This window comes from Ferviditalea candida (assembly GCF_035282765.1).
Lineage (GTDB): Bacteria > Bacillota > Bacilli > Paenibacillales > KCTC-25726 > Ferviditalea > Ferviditalea candida.
The window spans coordinates 1-18,821 of the sequence record NZ_JAYJLD010000018.1 but is presented as its reverse complement, the minus strand read 5'-3'; the positions used below and the strand labels follow the sequence as shown (position 1 = coordinate 18,821).

Here is an 18,821-nt window from a genome sequence, read left to right as displayed (position 1 = left end):
TTTGCTGCACATCTATGGAAAGTGGAACCGTACTGCGTCCAAATTTTTATGGTGGCTTGTCGTGATTGGAATATTGGCCTCCCTCCCGTCCGCTTACTCGCGGATTCAAATGGAAGGCTCCTCGAATACGGTGGAAATCGTTTTCGATTACAGCGATCTATTAAAAATTTCCAGAACCCAGGCAAATCCGTTATCGTATATGAAGGAGCAGCTGGATTTGATGAAAGCGGCCGGCATCACCTCCATGTCGGTCTATGAATCCACATTGGATGAGCTGTCCTTGGGCGGAAGATTGAATGTTCTCTCTTCCAAGGAAGCGGCGCTGCTGAATGGAGCCGTTCCGGATCCGAATGCTAATGATACGTACGTTGTATTTGCGGACGAGGCGGCCGCCCGTATGCTCAAACCGGTCATTGTGTCGGGGTTTGCCATGTATGGAGCGGAAGTCCGCAGCTGGTCTTTGCATGGTCAGCAAGGCTTAGTGATTCCGATGCCGCTTGAGGAGGCGGCGATGAAGCCGCTTGATCCAGATCCGTATACCCTGCAGATGCTGAAGGATTCAGGATTTCAAATTGTCTTCAGACTGTCGGATAACCGTCCGTTCGATGCGGACCGGTTGGAAACCCTGCTTGTCCAGCTGAAACAATACGGGGTCAGGAGCATTCTGTTTGCCGGTGATCAAGTAACGGGGTTTGCGGATGATCAGAAGAGGCATACTTTGACCGCGATGGCCGAAGTGATGAATGATTTAGGCATGAATGTGGTCGTGATTGAGCCGTTGAGCTTGAAAGTACCGCAGCAGGGGATTGAGAAATTGGCGTATTTGACTCATTATCGCGCCGTTCGACTGCATTCCTTGTTGGAAAATCAGTCCGATCTCGATCCGCAAACACTGTCAGACCGCTTTGTGCTTGCAGTCAAGGATCGCAACATCAGGATGATTTATCTGAACGCATCTGTCCATAAAGTAGCGGAAAAGGCGGTGATGACCAATACCCTGCATAACTTGTATAAAAGTCTTCATGGACCCGACGGAGCCGTACAGCGGTTGCAAGCGGCCGGCTATAGCCTTGGACCTGCCGAGCCGTTTCATGTGGCCCGTCCCGCGTGGTTCAAGCTGTTGAAGCTTGTGACCGTCATCGGGGGAGTCGGGTTGATTGCCTTGGGGATTTCCGCATTTGCCCCAGACTTGCTATTGGGGGTCTTCCTTATCGGCCTTGTCGGCTCCGCCGGTCTGTATAAGCTGTCGCCTTCGCTGCTGGTTCAGGCGTTGGCGCTCGGGACGGGTATCTTTGCCTCCACACTCGCGGTGGTTATGGCCGTACAAAGTCTTCGCCGGCAGACGGGAGCGCTGCCCGGGGGAAGCCGCACTATAGGCAGGTCGATCTTGCTCTTTATCAAGGCCAGCTTCATCTCCTTGATTGGCGTCGCGTATACCGTCGGCCTGCTCAACAATATCACGTACAGCCTGCAGCTGGAATTGTACCGCGGAGTCAGTCTGCTGCATTTGCTCCCGATTTTTCTGGCCGGTGTTTACGTGCTGTTTTTCGCGGAGAAATCCTCATTCCCGGAAACCGTTCGCAGCATCCGCAAATTGCTGCTGACGAATATCAACCTTTTGTGGGTAGTTGCGGCTGGTATTGCAGGTGTCGTCCTTCTGTATTATTTGTCTCGCACCGGCAACACCGGGAACGCGTCAGATGTGGAAAGAAGTTTTCGGGGCGCGTTGGAGAACGCAATGGGCGTGCGGCCAAGAACAAAGGAGTTTTTGCTGGCGCATCCGATATTCATTCTCGGAGCTTACCTGGCCTATCAAAAGTACCGCCATGCGGCTTACTTGTTTGTCATCGGAGTGATCGGACAGCTGTCGATCATTGATACGTCCGCACACATTCATACCCCGTTGATCATAACGCTGATTCGTATCGGTTACGGTATGTTTTTCGGCATTTTGGTCAGCTTGCTGTATATCGCCGTTTGGCATTTGGGAATAAGGTTGTGGAACAAATGGTCACCGATATTCAAAGAATAGTAATATCCGGTTATTACGGCTTCGGCAACAGCGGCGATGAGGCCGTGCTCCAGTCGATCTTGACGTCCCTTCAAGAGGAAAGCGAACAAGCGGGAATCAAGCTGGAGCCGGTCGTTCTGTCTGCCGATCCGGAGTGGACGAGCCGCATATATGGTGTTGAATCCGTACATCGGATGAAGCTGCAGGATGTCATTTCCGCCATTCGCGGCAGCGAGGGGTTAATCAGCGGAGGCGGCAGCCTGCTTCAGGATGTTACGGGATGGAAGACGATTCCCTATTATTTGGGCATCATCCGGTTGGCGCAAGGGTTCGGGAAGCCCGTTTTCATTTATTCTCAGGGAATCGGCCCCGTCAACCGACCGATTTTTCACCCTTGGATTCGAAGGATATATAGCAGATGCAGGTATCTTTCCGTCAGGGACCAGGAATCGGCATCCTTGCTTGAACATATGGGACTCGATCGGGCGAAGATCGAAGTGGTGCCCGATCCCGTGATGAGCTTTGCCCGCATGAACGCTGATCGGGCCGCCGGGAGCGGTGAGCCGGTCATTGGCGTTTCCGTTCGTTTCTGGGATCCGGACCATACCGACCTTAAGGGCATTGCGGAGGCGCTCAGGCAGATTGTATCGGCGACAGACGCCCGGCTTCGTTTTTTGCCGTTCCATCAACCTGAGGACATTCAGGCATCGCAGGCGGTGATCGATTTTTTGGGCGATGGGCTCAAAGGGCGAGCGACGCTGGTTCAAGGCGCGGAGACTCCGTTGGAGATGGTTCGCCAGACGGCCGACTGCGATTTGCTTATCGGCATGCGGCTGCATTCGCTGATTTATGCGGCCTCTCAGTTGGTGCCGATGGTCGGCATATCCTATGATCCGAAGATCGATCACTTTCTGCGCCGCCTCGGGATGGAACCCGCATCCCGGACGGACAGGCCTGAACCCGGGCGGATTGCGGCCGCAGCATTGCATTTGCTGGATAATTCCGAACAATGGAAGCATCAGAAGAAGGAGATAATTGAAAATTTCAGAACGCAATCGCGTCTTCCGGCGCAACAAATAATCGATTATTTACGTAATAAAAGGGTGGGAAATCGATGATGATTCCGACAGTGTCCCTGTTCGGCATTCCGGTCTGCAAATGGGGAATGGAAGATACCGTGCGTTATTTGACGAAAGCGGTCGAAGAGCGCAGAAAACATCAGGTGATCACCGCTAATCCGATCATGGTCATGGCGGGGCTCAATGATCCTAAATACTTGGCAATGATGAAACGGGCCGAACTGATCGTACCGGACGGCGCCGGCGTCGTTTGGGCGGCATCGCATATCGGCGATCCGGTTGCGGAACGTGTTTCCGGATTTGATCTGATGCACCGTTTGCTTACAGTTGGAGAAGAGCGGGGCTGGAAAGTGTTCCTGCTCGGCGCGTCCCCGGATATCATATCCGCTTCCTATGAAAATTTGCATAAGCGTTACACTGCGCTGCGGATCGAAGGCTGGAGAGACGGTTATTTCGGTGCGGAACAAGATGACGAAGTGATCAATCAGATCAATGCTGCTCAGCCCGATCTTTTGTTTGTAGGCAGATCGGCGGATAAGCAGGAGCCGTGGATCGACCGTTACAAGGAACGGCTGGACGTTCCGTTGATGATGGGAGTGGGAGGAAGCTTTGATGTGATTTCGGGCAAATTGAAGAGGGCGCCGGTTTGGATTCAGAGGGTTCGGATGGAGTGGTTCTATCGGCTGCTTCAGGAGCCTTGGCGGTATCGGCGCATGCTGGAGCTGCCGAAATTCGTAGTTAGGGTGGTCAGGGATCTAGAGAAAGTGCAATAACGATGAAAATTATTTTGAAAACAGCCTGAAAATCGTAAAATTTAAACGAATATTATCTAAATTGAATGTAGTATTTATGCAATGATCAGCGTATAATTTGACTCCGTAGAGAAAAAAGGGGTGGAGAATCAACCATGATTTTGTTGTACGTATTGGGATTTGCCGCAGCACTCTTGCTTTCGCTCGTGATGACGCCGTTCGTGAAGCAATTTGCGGGGTGGGTCGGAGCCGTTGACAAGCCCAATGCCAGAAAAGTGCATACCCGGATCATGCCTCGTTTGGGGGGTCTGGCTATATTTGCCGCATTTGTCGGAGGCGTTTTGATCGTCATTCCGGCGATCGATTCGATTAAAGTTGAGGCGGTTTGGGGTCTGTTGATCGGCGGCGCGATTATCATGCTGACCGGCGCGTTGGATGACCGATTCGAGCTGTCGCCGAAGCTCAAGCTTCTGGGTATTGTGCTGGCGGCCTGCGTGGTCGTCGCCTTCGGTTTGAAAGTGGATCTGGTGAACATTCCGTTCGGCGATTCGTCGGTGTCTCTGGACTGGCTGAGCATACCGCTGACGATTTTCTGGATTGTTGGAGTAACCAACGCAATCAATTTGATTGACGGATTGGACGGGTTGGCGGCCGGGGTTTCGGCGATCTCCACCGGGACGATCCTGACGTTGGCCTTCATCATGAACAACGGCACGGTTATGCTGCTGAGCGCCATATTATTGGGAAGCATCATCGGATTTCTTTTCTTCAATTTTTATCCCGCGAAAATTTTCATGGGCGATTCCGGAGCGCTGTTTCTCGGATTCAGCATTGCGACACTGTCGATTCTCGGTTTCAAGCAGGCAACGTTCGTCTCGTTTATCGTTCCGCTGTTTATCATCGGAGTCCCGTTGTCGGACACGTTCTTTGCCATCATCCGCCGCTGGGTGAACAAAAGACCGATTTTCGAAGCCGATAAAGGGCATCTGCATCACTGTCTGCTGCACCTTGGGTTCAGCCACCGCACAACGGTGCTGATCATCTATGCGATTTCCATCGTTTTCGGTACGGTAGCCGTGGTTCTGTCGCAAACCAGCCAGTGGATGACCGTTGTGCTGACGGCCATAGTACTGCTGGTTTTAGAAATGGGAGGCGAAGCGATCGGCATTTTCAGCAAAGGCAAAAAACCAGTAATCAGCTTTTTCCAAAAACTGTTCTGGCCGAAGACACCTCAATCTGCTTCCAGAACGCGTCTGAAATAAACCGGATACGATATCGGTAATCCCAATCGAGACGATTGGGATTTTCTGTCCTGCCCGGGTATAATGAAACCGTTAAGTTCAACACAATATCGGGCTGCAAGTTATTTATTTCATGAAAGGTGAAACATATGATTTCAACTATTTCCAATTCGAACAAGCAAAGTTCCGGGTCTGCAGGGCAGAGGTTCGGTTCTGGAAGGCAAAGGCGCTATTTAGGGTGGGGGTTGGTGTTTTTCCTGACCTTCCTGGTATTATCCGAGGTGTTCGTGTTTCGGAATCTTGACGTTTACGGATATTCACCCGGTTTTATCGGCCAGATTGCCGAGATTGACAACTCATTCGCCCATGCGGACGCATCCGGGATTGAAGCTGCGGTATTCGGCGATTCGGAGGGTATGGACGCCCTGCGGCCGAACTTGTTGGCTGACGCGGCGCATATCCGTCCCGATACGCTGTTCAATTTCAGTCTAAGCGGCGGATCGGCTTACGATATTGCCCAAATGTATGAGCTTTACAAGGACCGGCTGCCTCGTTTGAAGCGTGCGATTGTTGAGGTCAACGAGTTTCAATTGAATAATGAGGATGCCGCGAGCGATATTAAATTCAAATTTTTTGCGGGGCTCCGAGACCGTCTGGCGGTGATGAACGGAAAAAATTACGGTGAGCTTCTGCTCGGTTGGGCGCTGAAATCTTATGATATGCGCACGGTGTGGCAGATGATGATCGACAAATACAGGAACGACCAATTACGCAAAGAAGTTCCCCTGCATCAGGGAGGACTGCCTCCGGTAACTTGGTCGCCCGGTTCGGATAAAACCAGGCAGCATGCGGAGGAAGTAGCCGACAGGTGGTTTAAAGGCTACCGGGTGGAAGGCGTACGGACACAGGCTTTTGAAGGGATGATCCGGGATATGCGGCAGCGCGGCATTGAAGTGGTGATGATCCAATTGCCGCGCTCGTCGTATTTTGAAGAGGTCATCCAGACGAAGTATGCCGCAGAACAGCGAAGGTATATGCAGAAAATCCAGTCGATTGCCGACCGGTACGGCGCTACGTACACCGTGATTCCCCAGGGCAGGTTAACGCTCGCGGATTTTCGCGATACGAACCACGTGAATCCCCAAGGAGCAGCCCAAATCAGCGCGTACGTCGGAAAGCGCTGGCTTTCGGCGGACTGAAAGCACACTCGCGTCAGGGATAATGCGCGACTGATGCGGGCACAGACGAACGTTATCGAGTGACCTATTTAAAGATCACAAAGCTCGAAGCGAGCGGTCTTTCCCTGCCGTCGGACGGTTTGTTCAGCACCTTGCCGTTGTAGTAAAAGGTGCTGGAGCCGCCGCCGTCAAGGTTGTACGCGTCGCGCACATTGAATTCGAGCAGCTTGTCCTGCGCATCCTCCAAGGTAATGCCGGTGCTGTAACCGTACTCCCTTCCGTCAATGACGATCATCAGAATATCCCCATTGGAAAAATGTCCGATCAAGGTGCGCGGTTGTTTTTGATTTCTATACTTTTTCGGGATCGTCAATTTTTTTCCGTCCTGCAGCAGCGTCGGCACGAACGTGGCGCCCTGCTGCACGCGCAGCTGCTTGACTTGCTCCTTGGACGTTACCGCTCCGCCGACAAGCCTGCCTTTGTCGTTGAACCCGATAAAGCTTAAATCGATTCTGGAATAGGTTCTGATTTGCCCATCCACGACCGTGATTCCCATCGGATACAGCAATCCGCCCTGCGTGGCAAAGCCCCCGCCGTTAATCGCCAGAGTTGCGCCTGTTCTTTTGGCGGCTTGGCTGGTGGTTTCCCCCTTGTCCCCGACTTTGTCGTGGGAAAGCACCAGTTTGACAGCCGTCGGATCGTGAAGCTTGACTTTGGCCATATAGCCGCGGTAGCCCGCTTCTTTTAAAGAAAATACTTTGATCGTGGCTCGGTCGCCAAACGTTTGTCCGATCGGATCGCCCAAAATGGTGGAGAGCACCGAATCCAAGACATCCTTCGTATCTTTCGTATGCTGTGCGCTGAGTGCGACCAATGCGTCTATGGCTTGTTTTTGCCGGGCATCTTTCGCTCTTTCTGTTTCAGAGAATTGGATCATGCGCGACAACGAGGTCTGTGTACTCGTTAGATGGTTCACTGCGGTATCTGCCGTGATGTTGATATCCCTGAACGTTTGTCCGATCGCGGAGGCCTGCTTCTGCAGTTCTTGAAGCCGCTCGGTCTGCGGGGCGAAAGATAGCGAGCTTTGTGCCGCTTGTACGGTCAGGTCATCCGCATGGTAATAAAAAACGGCCGAGTAGGCAAGCAACATACTGAAAAAAACAAGCGCTGCCGACTGCATTTTAATAAACACGGGCGGCCTCCTCCAGTTTTTTGATCGAGGCTTGCAGAGTCGCCAGTTCCTTGCTGAGGTCGGTTATGCGTTGACTTAACGCTTTTTTGGTATCGTCGGATGAGCTCAGGCTGCTGCCGGCCAGAGCCATTTCTTGCTTCACGGCTTCAAGCTGGCTTTCCACATCCTGGAACCGCTTTTGTAAAAGCTCGGCGTCCTGTTTGTTCTGATTGAGCTGGATCTGAAGTCCGGAGATCGTTTTGTTCAGATCGGCGACATTCTTCTGATTGTTTTGTTGGATTACAATAAGCTGCGTCTGAATGCCGTGGATATAATGCTGCGCCAAACTGAAGGTGCCAAAAAGCAAGCCTGCCCAAATGACGGCAACCGCTGTCCATACGATCCATTTTCCGCCGGATGTTTCTTGATTCTTCTGTGTTTCGGAACGGGAGCGAGTCAAATTCTGGCTGATTTCAGTGATTTCGTAGATTTCGTACTCCATGTTTTTCATAGATTCAAAATCTCCTCAGATAGTAATAGCTTTACTATTATCCTATCATATTCATGTCGTTTTTTCGTGGGATTTGGCGAATATTCGGAAGGGAAAATGAGGAAATTTTTGAATGCAAGAAAAATTAGAACAGAGGATGCCTTATAACGGCAGCCCCTGTTTCGAGTGCGCAATGTTAGCGTGCCATCTCATCACCCGCTGGTACCGCGAAATGGGAAGGAACGGTCCATTCAGTCAACCGGTTATCCCGGTCGGTCCGTCGAATTCGTCCCATCTATGTGCGGGATTCCAATTGGTTGATGCGTTCCAACGCTTCGTCCAGGTCATTGTCGAACAATCGCATGTGACCTTCCAGCTGGCGGAAGTTGCTTTTCGTTTCCCTGCGAAATGTGTGCAGTTCGTCGGCTATTGCATTGAGTTTTTCGTTTTGCGCCTCCAGCTTGCCGTGCAGCTGATGTACATCCATGGCCATGGCTTCGAGCTTGGCATCAGTTTCATCTTGACGGTTCTGGATGGCACGGCTGATCAGGCTCCATTCTTTTTGGCCTTCTTCAAGGGCCACCAGCTTCTGAAGGATCAAGTCGAGTTTATCCATGTACCCAATCTCCTATCTTGAAAATTCACTTCCGCTTAAAGTTCGTTGCCTTACAATTTCAGTTAAATTCAGTATATCAAAAACCCTTTAGTCAGGATAGAAAAGTTAATTTAATATTCCGCGGTTTTGTCGGGCGAGTCTAAAAATTTGGCATCCAAATTCCGATAAGATATTTATGGGTCTGTTATGGAAGCACCTATATCATGCAAGGAGGAAATTATTTTGAAACGCACTTATCGCAAATGGACAAGCTTATTGTTAATCGGATTCATACTGCTCACCATGCTGCCTCCAATGTCCGTTTTTGCGGCAGGATCCCGCATTACGATAACAAGCTTGTATATCGCCAACTCTATCGTGAACGGCAAGCCGGCCGCCTCTGAGGACAACAATATCGTGAGGTACACCAACAATCCGATATCCGTGACGGCGAATATCGAAGGGATCAGCGATGCTCAGGTTTCTTCCATTTATTATGAAGTAACGAATGTAACCACGAATACGACGGTGGTTGAGAAGAACAATAAAGCCGTTCACCAACCCGGCGATTTCTCGATCACATTCAATAATGTTTATTTGACGGACGGACTGAACAAGGTTGTCATCAAACTGGGTGACTCCAGCGTGGTGGAGTCCGCTCCGGGCTGGGCTTATTACACTTCCACAACGAACATTACGGATCTCAGAATCAATGGGGTGGCGTTCAACGACAATCAATTTTATCCGAGCGATCCCGCGCAGTCCACGACACTAAGCATTTCAGGAAAAGCGCCGAACGCGACCCAAGTCAACGCTTATTTGCTCGGGGACTCGACAGCGAAAACGGCGTATTTCAGCAACGGCGATTTTTTCTTTATCGCGGACGATATCAACAAGACGAATTCCACGGCGAATTTCAAGCTGAAACCGGGCGATAATCAGATTACTTTTGTGGCGGAAAACAACAACAAGAATTACCAAATCCAGAAAAATTTGATTTACGATAACGGTAAGCCTTTTGCATTTGATGCGACGATTAATGACGGCACGGTCTCAGGCGATCAGAAACTGATCACGACACCCACTGTCACCAAACCGAACGTAACGATCAAATCGAAAGTCAAGGTCGATCTGAATGCTGTGGGCGACCCGCAGTATCGTTATGTGGATGTTACCATTGCAGGGCAAAAATACGGCCCGTACGATTTATCCGGGGCGAAGCCCGCCGTGAGGGCGAATAATTTTTATCCGCTGACCATCAATCAGGGCTACAGCGATACGCTGGTTGCTGTGCAGGGAACTGCGTTGAACGACTCTATCTCGCTCACGTATGCAGATAAGGCCGGGAATGTCGGCCCCGACCTTAGCGCCCCGCATACGAGTACCGACCAAACGGTGCAGCTGTATGAGCTGCCGGCTGGCGCCCTCACTGCCGCGAATGCGCCGTATAAGTTTACGGTCAAGAATGGAACGACAATACTCAATGAATTTACGATACAAGTCATCGATCCGGGTACGACGCTTCCTGTCGTAGACGCAGCGGCGACGGAGAGCAACTTCAAATCCGGCGCAAACAACAAGCTGAAGCAGGGATATAATCCTACCGATCCGGCTAATTCCGTTGCTGTGCAGTTTAGCAGTGCAGTTGCGGATGGCACGAAAGTGCGGGTGGATGTGGCCAATCTTACCGGCCAGAATGTATTTGGCACAGCTTACGGATCGGGAACCAACGTTTCTTCGGTTCCGTTCACTATGCCTGCGGGCCTTGCTCAAGGACAATATAAGCTGAAAATTTATTATGACGGCGTTCTATTATCGGAAAGATATTTTGAAATAGATCCCGGAGCGGCTCCGACACCGACGGTAACACCTTATACAAGCCCATTGGCAGTTAGCGATTTGACTGGGGTGTCTGGAGTGACATCCGTTCCGACCTATTTCGTTGTGAAAGGCACGAATCTCGGCACGGATGTGGGCAATATTACTTCCGCCCAACTGATCAATGCCGTAAATCCGGCGGACACGGTTAATTTGATTCCGTTCGATGCATTAAACGATAAAGTGATTTTCAAGCTGAGTGACCAATCGGCGCTTACCGACGGAGCGATCTATAATTTGTCCTTTAATGTGGGAGCCACCAATCTGTCGTTCGCTAACGCCGTGTCTTCCGATCACAAGGTGGTAGGCGCTGATTACGGCGGAGACTTTGTGACCGATATTTCACCGCTGCAGATGACGCGGACGGAAGTACAGACAAGCACACCTATCACCATGACAGGAGGCGCGTTTGTTTCCGGAAAACTGTTGGTTGAAATTATGGATCTGAATGGAAATCCGCTTCCGAATGCCAATGTGCTTTCCGTAAGCTCGGATCAAAAGACAGCTCAGATCGCTCTGCCGAGCTCCCTGACTACTGGGGATTATCTGCTCAGAATCTCATCGATTAACAACCCGAATTCGACGATTGATGTGCTGGGGCAGTTTCCGATTTCGGTAATTGACCCGTTGATGACCGGTATTAACCCAACAGTGAAATCCGTATCGGCGTCTACACCGACGGAAATCACGGTTACCGGCACGAATTTGGGGAGATATATCGCAGGGGTAACTCCAGCCTCTTCCTTGAAGCTGCAGTTTACATCGGTTTCCAACACCAGCGTTCCCGTGCAGCAGATGCCGGTCAAGAAGATCCTGGCGGGTTCCACCGCTACGTTCGATCTTCCGTCACTTCCGGAAGGATCGTATAAAGTGGAATTGATGTATGGCGGAGCGGTAGTGGGATCGGCATTGAACTATACGGTAACCTCACCACCCGCATCCTTGCAGGAGAATGCGGCATTATCCTTAACGAACCGTTACAAAGTTTATGATTTCAGCGCTAATTTGACGATACCGACAGACAAGTATCAATTGGTGGAATACCGTTTCTACAACTTCAGTACGGACAACAATCCGCCGACAACTTTTGCCTTTAATTACGTGGATCCGAATCTTCCTTATATCGATCACTTCAGCAGAATCACCAATGCGTCGGACCCGCTTGATCCAGGGGTAATGCTGAATGAAGCGGGATCCAATGAAATCAATGAGCAGCCTTCGGATTTCTATGTTTATGCAGATACCAATACTTTGAAAGTCAATGCTTATTTGGGGAATTATGATAGCAATACTGTTCCTTACAAAACTTTAACGACTCCTGACACCATCACGGTCGGGGGAGTTCCCAAATATCATCGCTTCAAATTGACGTTGGACGGATTGCAGAACGCGGATACAACAATAACCTTCATACCGAGCAGCGATTCATCGACGGTTGTAGCCCGGTCGGGGGAGAATCCTTCCGGTAAAAAGACATACAGCATTTCCATCACGAGCACACCTTATGTGATTATCAACAATCTGTATAATGGAATGGTCGTCAAGGATCCGGTAAGCGAAATTACCTGCAGCGTTGGCGGAGCCATTAAAGGCAAATGTATTTCCGGCCGACTGGTGAACGTACCGACGTCAGAATTTGAAAAAGTGGAAGTCTATATCAATGACAACAAAACGACACTGTTGAATTCCGATTTCACTTCGCCGCTTACCGACGGGATATTCAATCTGCAGTTAGGAGTTGCGCGCTCCTCCGGAGTGATTGACTTCGACACCAAGGACGGCAAGAATACTGTCAAATTCATGCTTTACCGCAACGGACAGCTCGTATCGACTTCGACTTATGAAATTTTTGTCTTCCGGCAGGCGGTTCCGCAAATTTTATCGGTGAAACCGGTTGAAACGACAGACGTCATCAAATATGTTCCCGCGAATGTTCCTGATTCCTATGTAACGACGGAAGATACCGTATCCTTCTCCGGACAGTTCGCCAATGCCACGGAAATCAAGCTCACCGCACATTTGGTCGACGATCAGGGGAATCCGGTAGTCAAATACGACCGCAGATACAATAATTTTGCATCACAGGAGCCGATAGTCGGCAATCCGGGTTATTTCAGAACGGTGAACAGCCCGCAGGGGATGTTCTCCACCAACAGCATTTCGCTGAACCCAACCGGAGATACCGTGTTTGAATTTACCGTTACGAATGCATCGGGGATTACAGTAACCAAAACGATAACCGTCACCCGAGAACCGGAGCCGTATAAGATCATTTATCCTATAATAGTCAAAAACGTCAAAGGGGTAGACCAGGCCTTCATCAACAGCAACTTTGTGGAGATCGAAATGGCCGCAGAGAATGCGGACAGCGTGAAATTCGGCAAACAAGAAGCTGCGAAACGCGAAGTTGTCGACAGCAGCGGTCTGAAAAAGACCCACTACTTCTATGAGGTGCAAAATTTGAAGCCGGGCACCAATAACGTTCAGTTTACGGTGACCAGCGGCAAGGTTACAACTAAAGGAAAAGTGGTCATTTTTAATGCCAATACGCCTATCGAAGGCGCGACATATAAAACACCGATGAAGTCCAAGCTCAAAGTATTTGACGGGCTTGTAGAAGTATCATTCCCCAAAGGCACTAATTTTATGAGGAATGATCCCACTGCAATCAACCAGTACCTGACCGCGGACCGGCAAATTCTGTTCGGCATCGCCAATAAAGACGACGGACGAGTGGATAAATATAAACATCCGGCGGCATCCGACGGTCAAATCGGCAACCCGAACCCGCTGATCAGCTCTGATGCGAGGCTTTTACTGACCGAGCCCACCGGCAGGTTCAGGCAGGCGGGACCCTTGATCTGGGTCGATGCGGGTACGATAGCGAAGAATGAAACCGATCTGGATAAAGCGTATAACGGCAGCGGCAGACTTCCATATGACAATTCAACTTTCTACAATAGAACCGCCGAAGATCTTGTCGTTCCGACGAATCGCGGTCAGATTACGCTGAAGTACGATCCGAATATCCGCAATGACGCCTGGCGTTACTTAACGGTCTATCACTTCGAAATATCCGAGGACAGCACCGGAGTCGTCAGACCAAGATGGAAGAACCTTGGGGGTGTGGTGGACTACAAGAACAATACAATCACCGTTCCATTGGATACGTTCGGCTATTATCAAGTCATGTATATGAGTCAAAGCTTCGATGATATAACTGCTCATCCGTGGGCCAGAAACATGCTGGATACGCTGTACGCCAAGGGAATGATGGTGCCGAAAGCTCCTCCTACATCATTTGTGCCGAACGATCCGATTTCCCGCGGAGAATTCGTTACCATGCTGGTCAAGATTTTTGACCTTCCGTTGAATTATCAAGGTTCACCGACCTTCACCGACGTGCTGAGGGTAAATCCGCTCGCCAACGGATTGTATGATTACAAATATATCGAGACGGCTGCAAGGGCTGGGATCGTTCGCGGTTTCGGCGGCGGAAGGTTCATGCCCGACAGCTCGATAACTCGTCAAGATGCGGCGGTAATGATCAGTAAAGCAGGCAATTTGAAATTGAATACGAATGACACCAAGGTTCTGCAGAATCTTCAGAAGCTGTTTACCGATGCGAATTCCATCGATATTTATGCTCAACCGGCGGTTGAAGCGATAACGAAGGCCGGTTTGATCAGCGGCAAGGAAAACGTCCTGCTCCAAGGCCAAACCAAAAAGACGTACCGATATGATCCGCTGACCACGTTCACCAGAGCGGAAGCCGCCTCGGTAGCCATCAACGTGCTGAAGCAGCAGAAGAAAATCCCGAAATAAGAATGGAGGGAATCGAGACCGCTGATCGCAAATCGGCGGTCTTACATCGAGAAAGTTATTTCCGCAAAGTTTTCGATTGAATAATTTTAAAGTATGGGTATTGGCCTCCGGCTTCTCTTGAAATCGTGTTACATTGAAATTAGCAAGAGGTTATAACACGAATTCAAAGCAAGCACGTAAACTCTACGGCTCAATACCCATACCAACTTTCTCGCAATCATCAATGAACAGGCGACGTTCTCAGCAATGTTGCTGACGAAAATCAGCGGTCTTGATTATGGAAAATGTTTAACAATGACGATAATGGCTCTTCCATGTATACTAAAACTCGTAAAACATTAGATATACTTACAGCATCATGTCGAATATAGCAATTTATATGACTTAAATATCGAAAGAAGCCTCGCAAATTTTTTTCTGCAAGCGCAACTTTTTCCGAAATCCTGCGTTTAATATCATGTGTATCCCAAGCAGCAAAAACAATAAGCATAAATCCCCATTTGCTTGGGTATTTTTCACAATTTCTCTCTTTACGTTGCAGGCACGCCATTGTATAATGTTAGAGTGGCATTTATGTCTTTTTGTCCTGCAAGAATACTTAGTTTACTAGTTTCTGTGACATTGTCGCAGACTTTATTTCTATAAGTAATTGCTGCTCAACTCTGGAAAGGGGGTGAATCGGCTAATGAGGGAATCGAGCTTATTTTTTTCCACAAATCACTCTCAACAACCGAAACAAAATCGAGGAGGAGAAAAAAAGGTTATGAAGAAAAGTTTATCTTTGCTTCTGGCGATCGCTATGGTGTTCTCCATGTTTGCATCCGTAGCATTCGCGGCAGATAGCACGATGACTGCCCAAGAGAAATTTGACGCTTTGAAAGCGAAAGGTATTTTCACGGGCTATCCGGACGGTACTTCCGGCTTGGATAAAGAAATGACTCGTGCTGAATTTGCAGTCGTTATCGCTAAATTGTTCAATCTGGATACAACCAATGCTCCGAGCACAGCATCTTTCACAGATGTTCCGCAAACCCATTGGGCAAACAAGTACGTTGAAGCTGCTGTTAAAGCGGGTATGATCAGCGGCTACGGAAACGGCACTTTCGGTCCGAAAAACAATGTGAAGATTGAAGAAATGGCCAGAATCCTGGTTGATGGTCTGGGCATCAAAGTTGATGACCAAGCAACAGTAGAAGGCACTGTTGACAGCTGGGCTGTTAAATATGTTGCCGCAGCAATCAAAGCAGGTCTTATCCCGTCTGCTTCTGATTACACGAAGAACGCTTCTCGCGCAGAACTGGTTGGCTCCAGCTATGTAGCTTATGAAGCACAGCAAGTTCCTGCTAAAGTTTCTGTAACAAAAGCTGAAGCTACTGGCGTACACACTGTAGCTGTTTACTTTGACAAAGCTGTTGACAGCTCTGTAGCTACACTTAGCCTCAAAAAAGGTTCGATCGCAGTTGCTACTACTGTTTCGTTTGCAGAAGATAAGAAATCTGCAATATTGACACTGACAGATGTTAAAGTATCTGAAGGAACTTATACCGTTACTTTGGGCGGTATCGCAGCAGATCAAATTGGTACAGCTTCTGCTAATTTTACAGCAGAAAATGAGAAAGTAACGAAGATCGAGTTCCTTTCTGCTAACGATACTATTGCTCAAGCTGCTAAAGTTATCGTAAAACTGAAAGCTTACAACCAATATGGTGAAGCTGCTTCTGCATCTGCTGGTAGCTATACTGTATATGCAGGAAATGCAAACAATGCTTTTGTCAAACTGACTAAGTCAGATAGTGGTGAATTGCTGCTTACCCTTAATACTACAGATCCTAATTATACTCCAGGTATCAGCATTATACCTGTAAATATCTATAACAATGATACTCGTGCATCTGTTTCGAAAAACTTTAAACTTGGTACGGCTCCGTTCATCTCCAAAATGGAATTAGGCCCTGTGAAATATTCCAACGGCGATTCGATTTCTGGAACTGGAGAAAATGCAACATTCGACGTTAAAAATTATGATCAATACGGCAATGTTGTTCCTTACTCTCCTGCAGATGACACAAATATCCGTGTAATTTTCAACGCTTATCTGCCAGCATTGAATGTTGCAGTTGGCGACAGCAATAATGATGACGTGGCTGATGTTAAGCTTTCTCTGAATAGCAATGTTGATAAATCAGACGTTTATAATTTCACTGTCTATAATCAAGCAGGAACTTCTACTGGCTCGGTTAAGATTGGTGCTGGTAAGGTTGCTACTAAGGTTGAACTTGGTGATATGAATGATGTAATTGCTGCTGGAGATACTGAAGCTTACATTCCGCTGGTTGCTTACGATGCTAATGGTAACCAATTAAGTGCAGACGACATTGTTAAGACTCAAAATACCGATCGAATTTCGGTTAGTTCTTCGACTGGTGCCGGAAATGCAGTGATTGTTACTGCAGGAACGCATAAAGGTCAAATTAAAGTAACTAATATCCCGGCTACTCCTAAGTCAATTATTGCAGTTACTGCTGTTATCGCACAGCCGAATGCAAGCAGCACTGCAAACAGAACTTATACTGTAAGTGATGTTCGTATTCCTGAAAGTATTGGAATCGTTACTGAACCAGCTCAGAAAATTGTTGCTGATGGATCAAGTAAATTCGAAATGGTTTTGAAAGACCAATATGGTAAAAAACTCAAAACCATTAGAAACGTTGATGCGGCTGGTAACTTTACAACTTCCACAGATGTTGGAATTGATCAATACCGAGTATCTGTAACTCAAGATACGTATGATGGTTCAATCTATTTGAACTATACTCCTTTTGTTGCTCAGTCTGGTCAGACTGTCACTACTTTCAGTGGTGATGTTGATGCTACCTTCAATCAGGAATACCAATTTGTAACTGCTACAGGTACAGCAACTGGATTTGCTAAAATTACAGCTGTAATTGAAAAGACTAAAGACGCTGGTCAAACTTGGACTGAAGTATCCTCCAAGATCACTCGTAAGATTGAAGCGATCTCTTCTTCTGATAAGCTGACTTACTCGATCGCAGATGTTGGTAATGTATATGCTGCAATTGATGATAAGGCTCTTGCTTCAACACAACAAGTAGCAACTGCTTCTAACGAACTTGCTAAAGAAGTTAAAGTCACTGCAATCGATGCTGCTGGTAACACCGTTGCATTGCCAGGTTCGGTAGTATCCATTACTAGCTCCAATGTTGGTGTCGCTCAAGTAAATGTTGATCCTTCCACCAATAAAGCATATGTAGTTGGTAATAAAGCAGGTACAGCTACTCTCAACGTTGCATTTAAGAATAACAAAGGTGAAACAATTGTAAGTACTGTTCCTGTAACTACTAAAACAGATATTCCTGTTGCAGCATCGTTTGTAGCTAATAATGATTCCAGAACTGCTGCTCAAGCAAAAGCAACTACAGATGCATTCGTATTGATGGATCTTGAGTTGCATGACAACTATGGAATCAAATATACAGATGATGGTATTAAAGATAACAACAACCTGTTTGGTGTAGTATTCAGTGTTAAGAATGTTGTAGGTGGTACTGTCACGGTTGATAATAATGGTAATCTGACAATTTCCGCTGGAGTTACAAGCTTTGAATTAACTGCTACAACAGCTAACGGTATGTCTGCAAGCACAGCTGTAGCAAACTAATTACCTTTAAAAAAAAGGAGACCCTACGGGGTCTTCTTTTTTGGCTCTTTGCGCTACTGGGTGGGTTAATGGCTTCTAACGAGAGTCATATCCCTTCCGCTGCTAGGAGCATCTCATAGGCAGAAGAAGCCTTCAAGAATATCGCTTGACTGTGAATAAGCACTTTGTTTCCTGCGGAAACAAAGTGCTTATTCACATCCTTCATCCAGCAGTCGATCGTTTCCTTGTATGGATCAAGTTTTGATCCTCGTTTTACACGCTCCTTTGCCTCAGGGATATGGCCATCTCGTATGTATTTTCTCACCGTATTTCGTGAGTGACCAGTTTCTCAGGCAATTTCTCGAATCTTCTTCCCATTTCCTTTCATTTCATGTAATCTCAAAATAGTCCCGCCTTTCAGCACATGATGTTCTCCTCTCAGTTTACTTCGTTGTTTTCTGAGAAGAGATAATCGCTAAAGGTGGTTCATTTTCATTCCGGCGTCGATGGGTCAATTATATCCCGGCGGTGACAATGTCGAATGCGTACCGCTTTGGGAATCCCGTATTCCAGGCGTATCCCGCGCACATAATTTCGGACTGTGCTTTCGGCGACTTCCAGGTTCCCGTGGTGCTCTTTTAACCAGTCCATGACCTGGGCGGCAGATAGATCAGGGTATTCCCGCAACCACCCGACAATATCTGCTTCAAACGTTTCCAGTTTCTTGGATCGTGACTCGAGTCCCTCCAAAAAGTTCTTGTACTCATTCGGCGTCATATCCCAGAATTTAGAGACGGTATTTCGAGATATATTCAAGTTCCTTGCCACTTGCGATTTCCTCAGCTGTCATCAGCCACTTTAATTGACAGTGAATTCGGAACCGCCAATGACGGTGGTTTTTTGTTTTCGTCACCGACGTCAGTGTGGCGATCAGGATTCGCCT

Annotated in this window: 11 protein-coding genes and 1 pseudogene; 7 read left to right on the top strand and 5 right to left on the bottom strand. The window is 48.1% G+C overall.

Translation table 11 applies throughout. The features are described 5' to 3' along the window. The first annotated feature begins 1 nt into the window (after window position 1). From VF724_RS12630 to VF724_RS12610, 5 genes are all read left to right on the top strand, one after another. Window positions 2-2,032: a DUF5693 family protein gene (locus VF724_RS12630; RefSeq protein ID WP_371754612.1), complete on the top strand. Its 2,031-nt coding sequence runs from the start codon at window positions 2-4 to the stop codon at window positions 2,030-2,032. Further along, entirely contained in the window at window positions 2,008-3,129 is a 1,122-nt protein-coding gene (csaB, locus tag VF724_RS12625; RefSeq protein WP_371754666.1) for a polysaccharide pyruvyl transferase CsaB, read from the top strand. The genes VF724_RS12630 and csaB overlap by 25 nt, the downstream gene beginning before the upstream one ends. Beyond that, window positions 3,126-3,863: a WecB/TagA/CpsF family glycosyltransferase gene (locus tag VF724_RS12620; RefSeq protein ID WP_371754611.1), complete on the top strand. Its 738-nt coding sequence runs from the start codon at window positions 3,126-3,128 to the stop codon at window positions 3,861-3,863. The genes csaB and VF724_RS12620 overlap by 4 nt, the downstream gene beginning before the upstream one ends. Window positions 3,864-3,997: 134 nt before the next feature. Continuing rightward, entirely contained in the window at window positions 3,998-5,104 is a 1,107-nt protein-coding gene (locus VF724_RS12615; protein ID WP_371754610.1) for a glycosyltransferase family 4 protein, read from the top strand. 227 nt (window positions 5,105-5,331) lie between these two features. Beyond that, a complete protein-coding gene (locus tag VF724_RS12610) occupies window positions 5,332-6,282 on the top strand; it encodes a hypothetical protein (RefSeq protein WP_371754609.1) in 951 nt (316 codons plus the stop codon). A gap of 64 nt (window positions 6,283-6,346) precedes the next feature. Here the strand turns inward: VF724_RS12610 and VF724_RS12605 are convergent, their stop codons facing one another. From VF724_RS12605 to VF724_RS12595, 3 genes are all read right to left on the bottom strand, one after another. Continuing rightward, window positions 6,347-7,453, bottom strand: a complete 1,107-nt coding sequence (locus VF724_RS12605; RefSeq protein WP_371754608.1) for a phosphodiester glycosidase family protein — start codon at window positions 7,451-7,453, stop codon at window positions 6,347-6,349. Continuing rightward, the gene (locus VF724_RS12600) at window positions 7,443-7,943 is read right to left on the bottom strand and encodes a hypothetical protein (protein WP_371754607.1); all 501 of its coding nucleotides are present in this window, start codon (window positions 7,941-7,943) and stop codon (window positions 7,443-7,445) included. Before VF724_RS12600 ends, VF724_RS12605 begins: the two co-directional genes overlap by 11 nt. Before the next feature lie 274 nt (window positions 7,944-8,217). Beyond that, entirely contained in the window at window positions 8,218-8,538 is a 321-nt protein-coding gene (locus VF724_RS12595) for a hypothetical protein (protein WP_371754606.1), read from the bottom strand. Between the two features lie 222 nt (window positions 8,539-8,760). On the opposite strand from VF724_RS12595, the gene VF724_RS12590 reads away from it, so the two are divergent. Both VF724_RS12590 and VF724_RS12585 read left to right on the top strand, forming a co-directional pair. After that, complete coding sequence (locus tag VF724_RS12590) at window positions 8,761-14,220, top strand: S-layer homology domain-containing protein (RefSeq protein WP_371754605.1); 5,460 nt, start codon at window positions 8,761-8,763, stop codon at window positions 14,218-14,220. Window positions 14,221-14,905: 685 nt separating this feature from the next. Next, on the top strand, window positions 14,906-17,899 hold the full coding sequence (locus VF724_RS12585) for an S-layer homology domain-containing protein (RefSeq protein WP_371754604.1): 2,994 nt from the start codon (window positions 14,906-14,908) through the stop codon (window positions 17,897-17,899). Window positions 17,900-18,113: 214 nt separating this feature from the next. Here the strand turns inward: VF724_RS12585 and VF724_RS12580 are convergent. Further along, window positions 18,114-18,302 (bottom strand): annotated as a pseudogene (locus VF724_RS12580) (IS21 family transposase); the annotation flags it as partial. 68 nt (window positions 18,303-18,370) lie between these two features. Continuing rightward, window positions 18,371-18,694, bottom strand: a complete 324-nt coding sequence (locus VF724_RS12575; protein ID WP_371754603.1) for a hypothetical protein — start codon at window positions 18,692-18,694, stop codon at window positions 18,371-18,373. Between the last annotated feature and the right edge of the window lie 127 nt (window positions 18,695-18,821).

What these genes read in the sequence shown, in the direction of transcription:
- csaB (WP_371754666.1), top strand. Translation starts at nt 2,008, where the DNA reads ATGGTCACCGATATTCAAAGAATAGTAATATCCGGTTATTACGGCTTC.
- VF724_RS12620 (WP_371754611.1), top strand. Translation starts at nt 3,126, where the DNA reads ATGATGATTCCGACAGTGTCCCTGTTCGGCATTCCGGTCTGCAAATGG.
- VF724_RS12615 (WP_371754610.1), top strand. Translation starts at nt 3,998, where the DNA reads ATGATTTTGTTGTACGTATTGGGATTTGCCGCAGCACTCTTGCTTTCG.
- VF724_RS12600 (WP_371754607.1), bottom strand. Translation starts at nt 7,943, where the DNA reads ATGAAAAACATGGAGTACGAAATCTACGAAATCACTGAAATCAGCCAG.
- VF724_RS12595 (WP_371754606.1), bottom strand. Translation starts at nt 8,538, where the DNA reads ATGGATAAACTCGACTTGATCCTTCAGAAGCTGGTGGCCCTTGAAGAA.
- VF724_RS12585 (WP_371754604.1), top strand. Translation starts at nt 14,906, where the DNA reads ATGAGGGAATCGAGCTTATTTTTTTCCACAAATCACTCTCAACAACCG.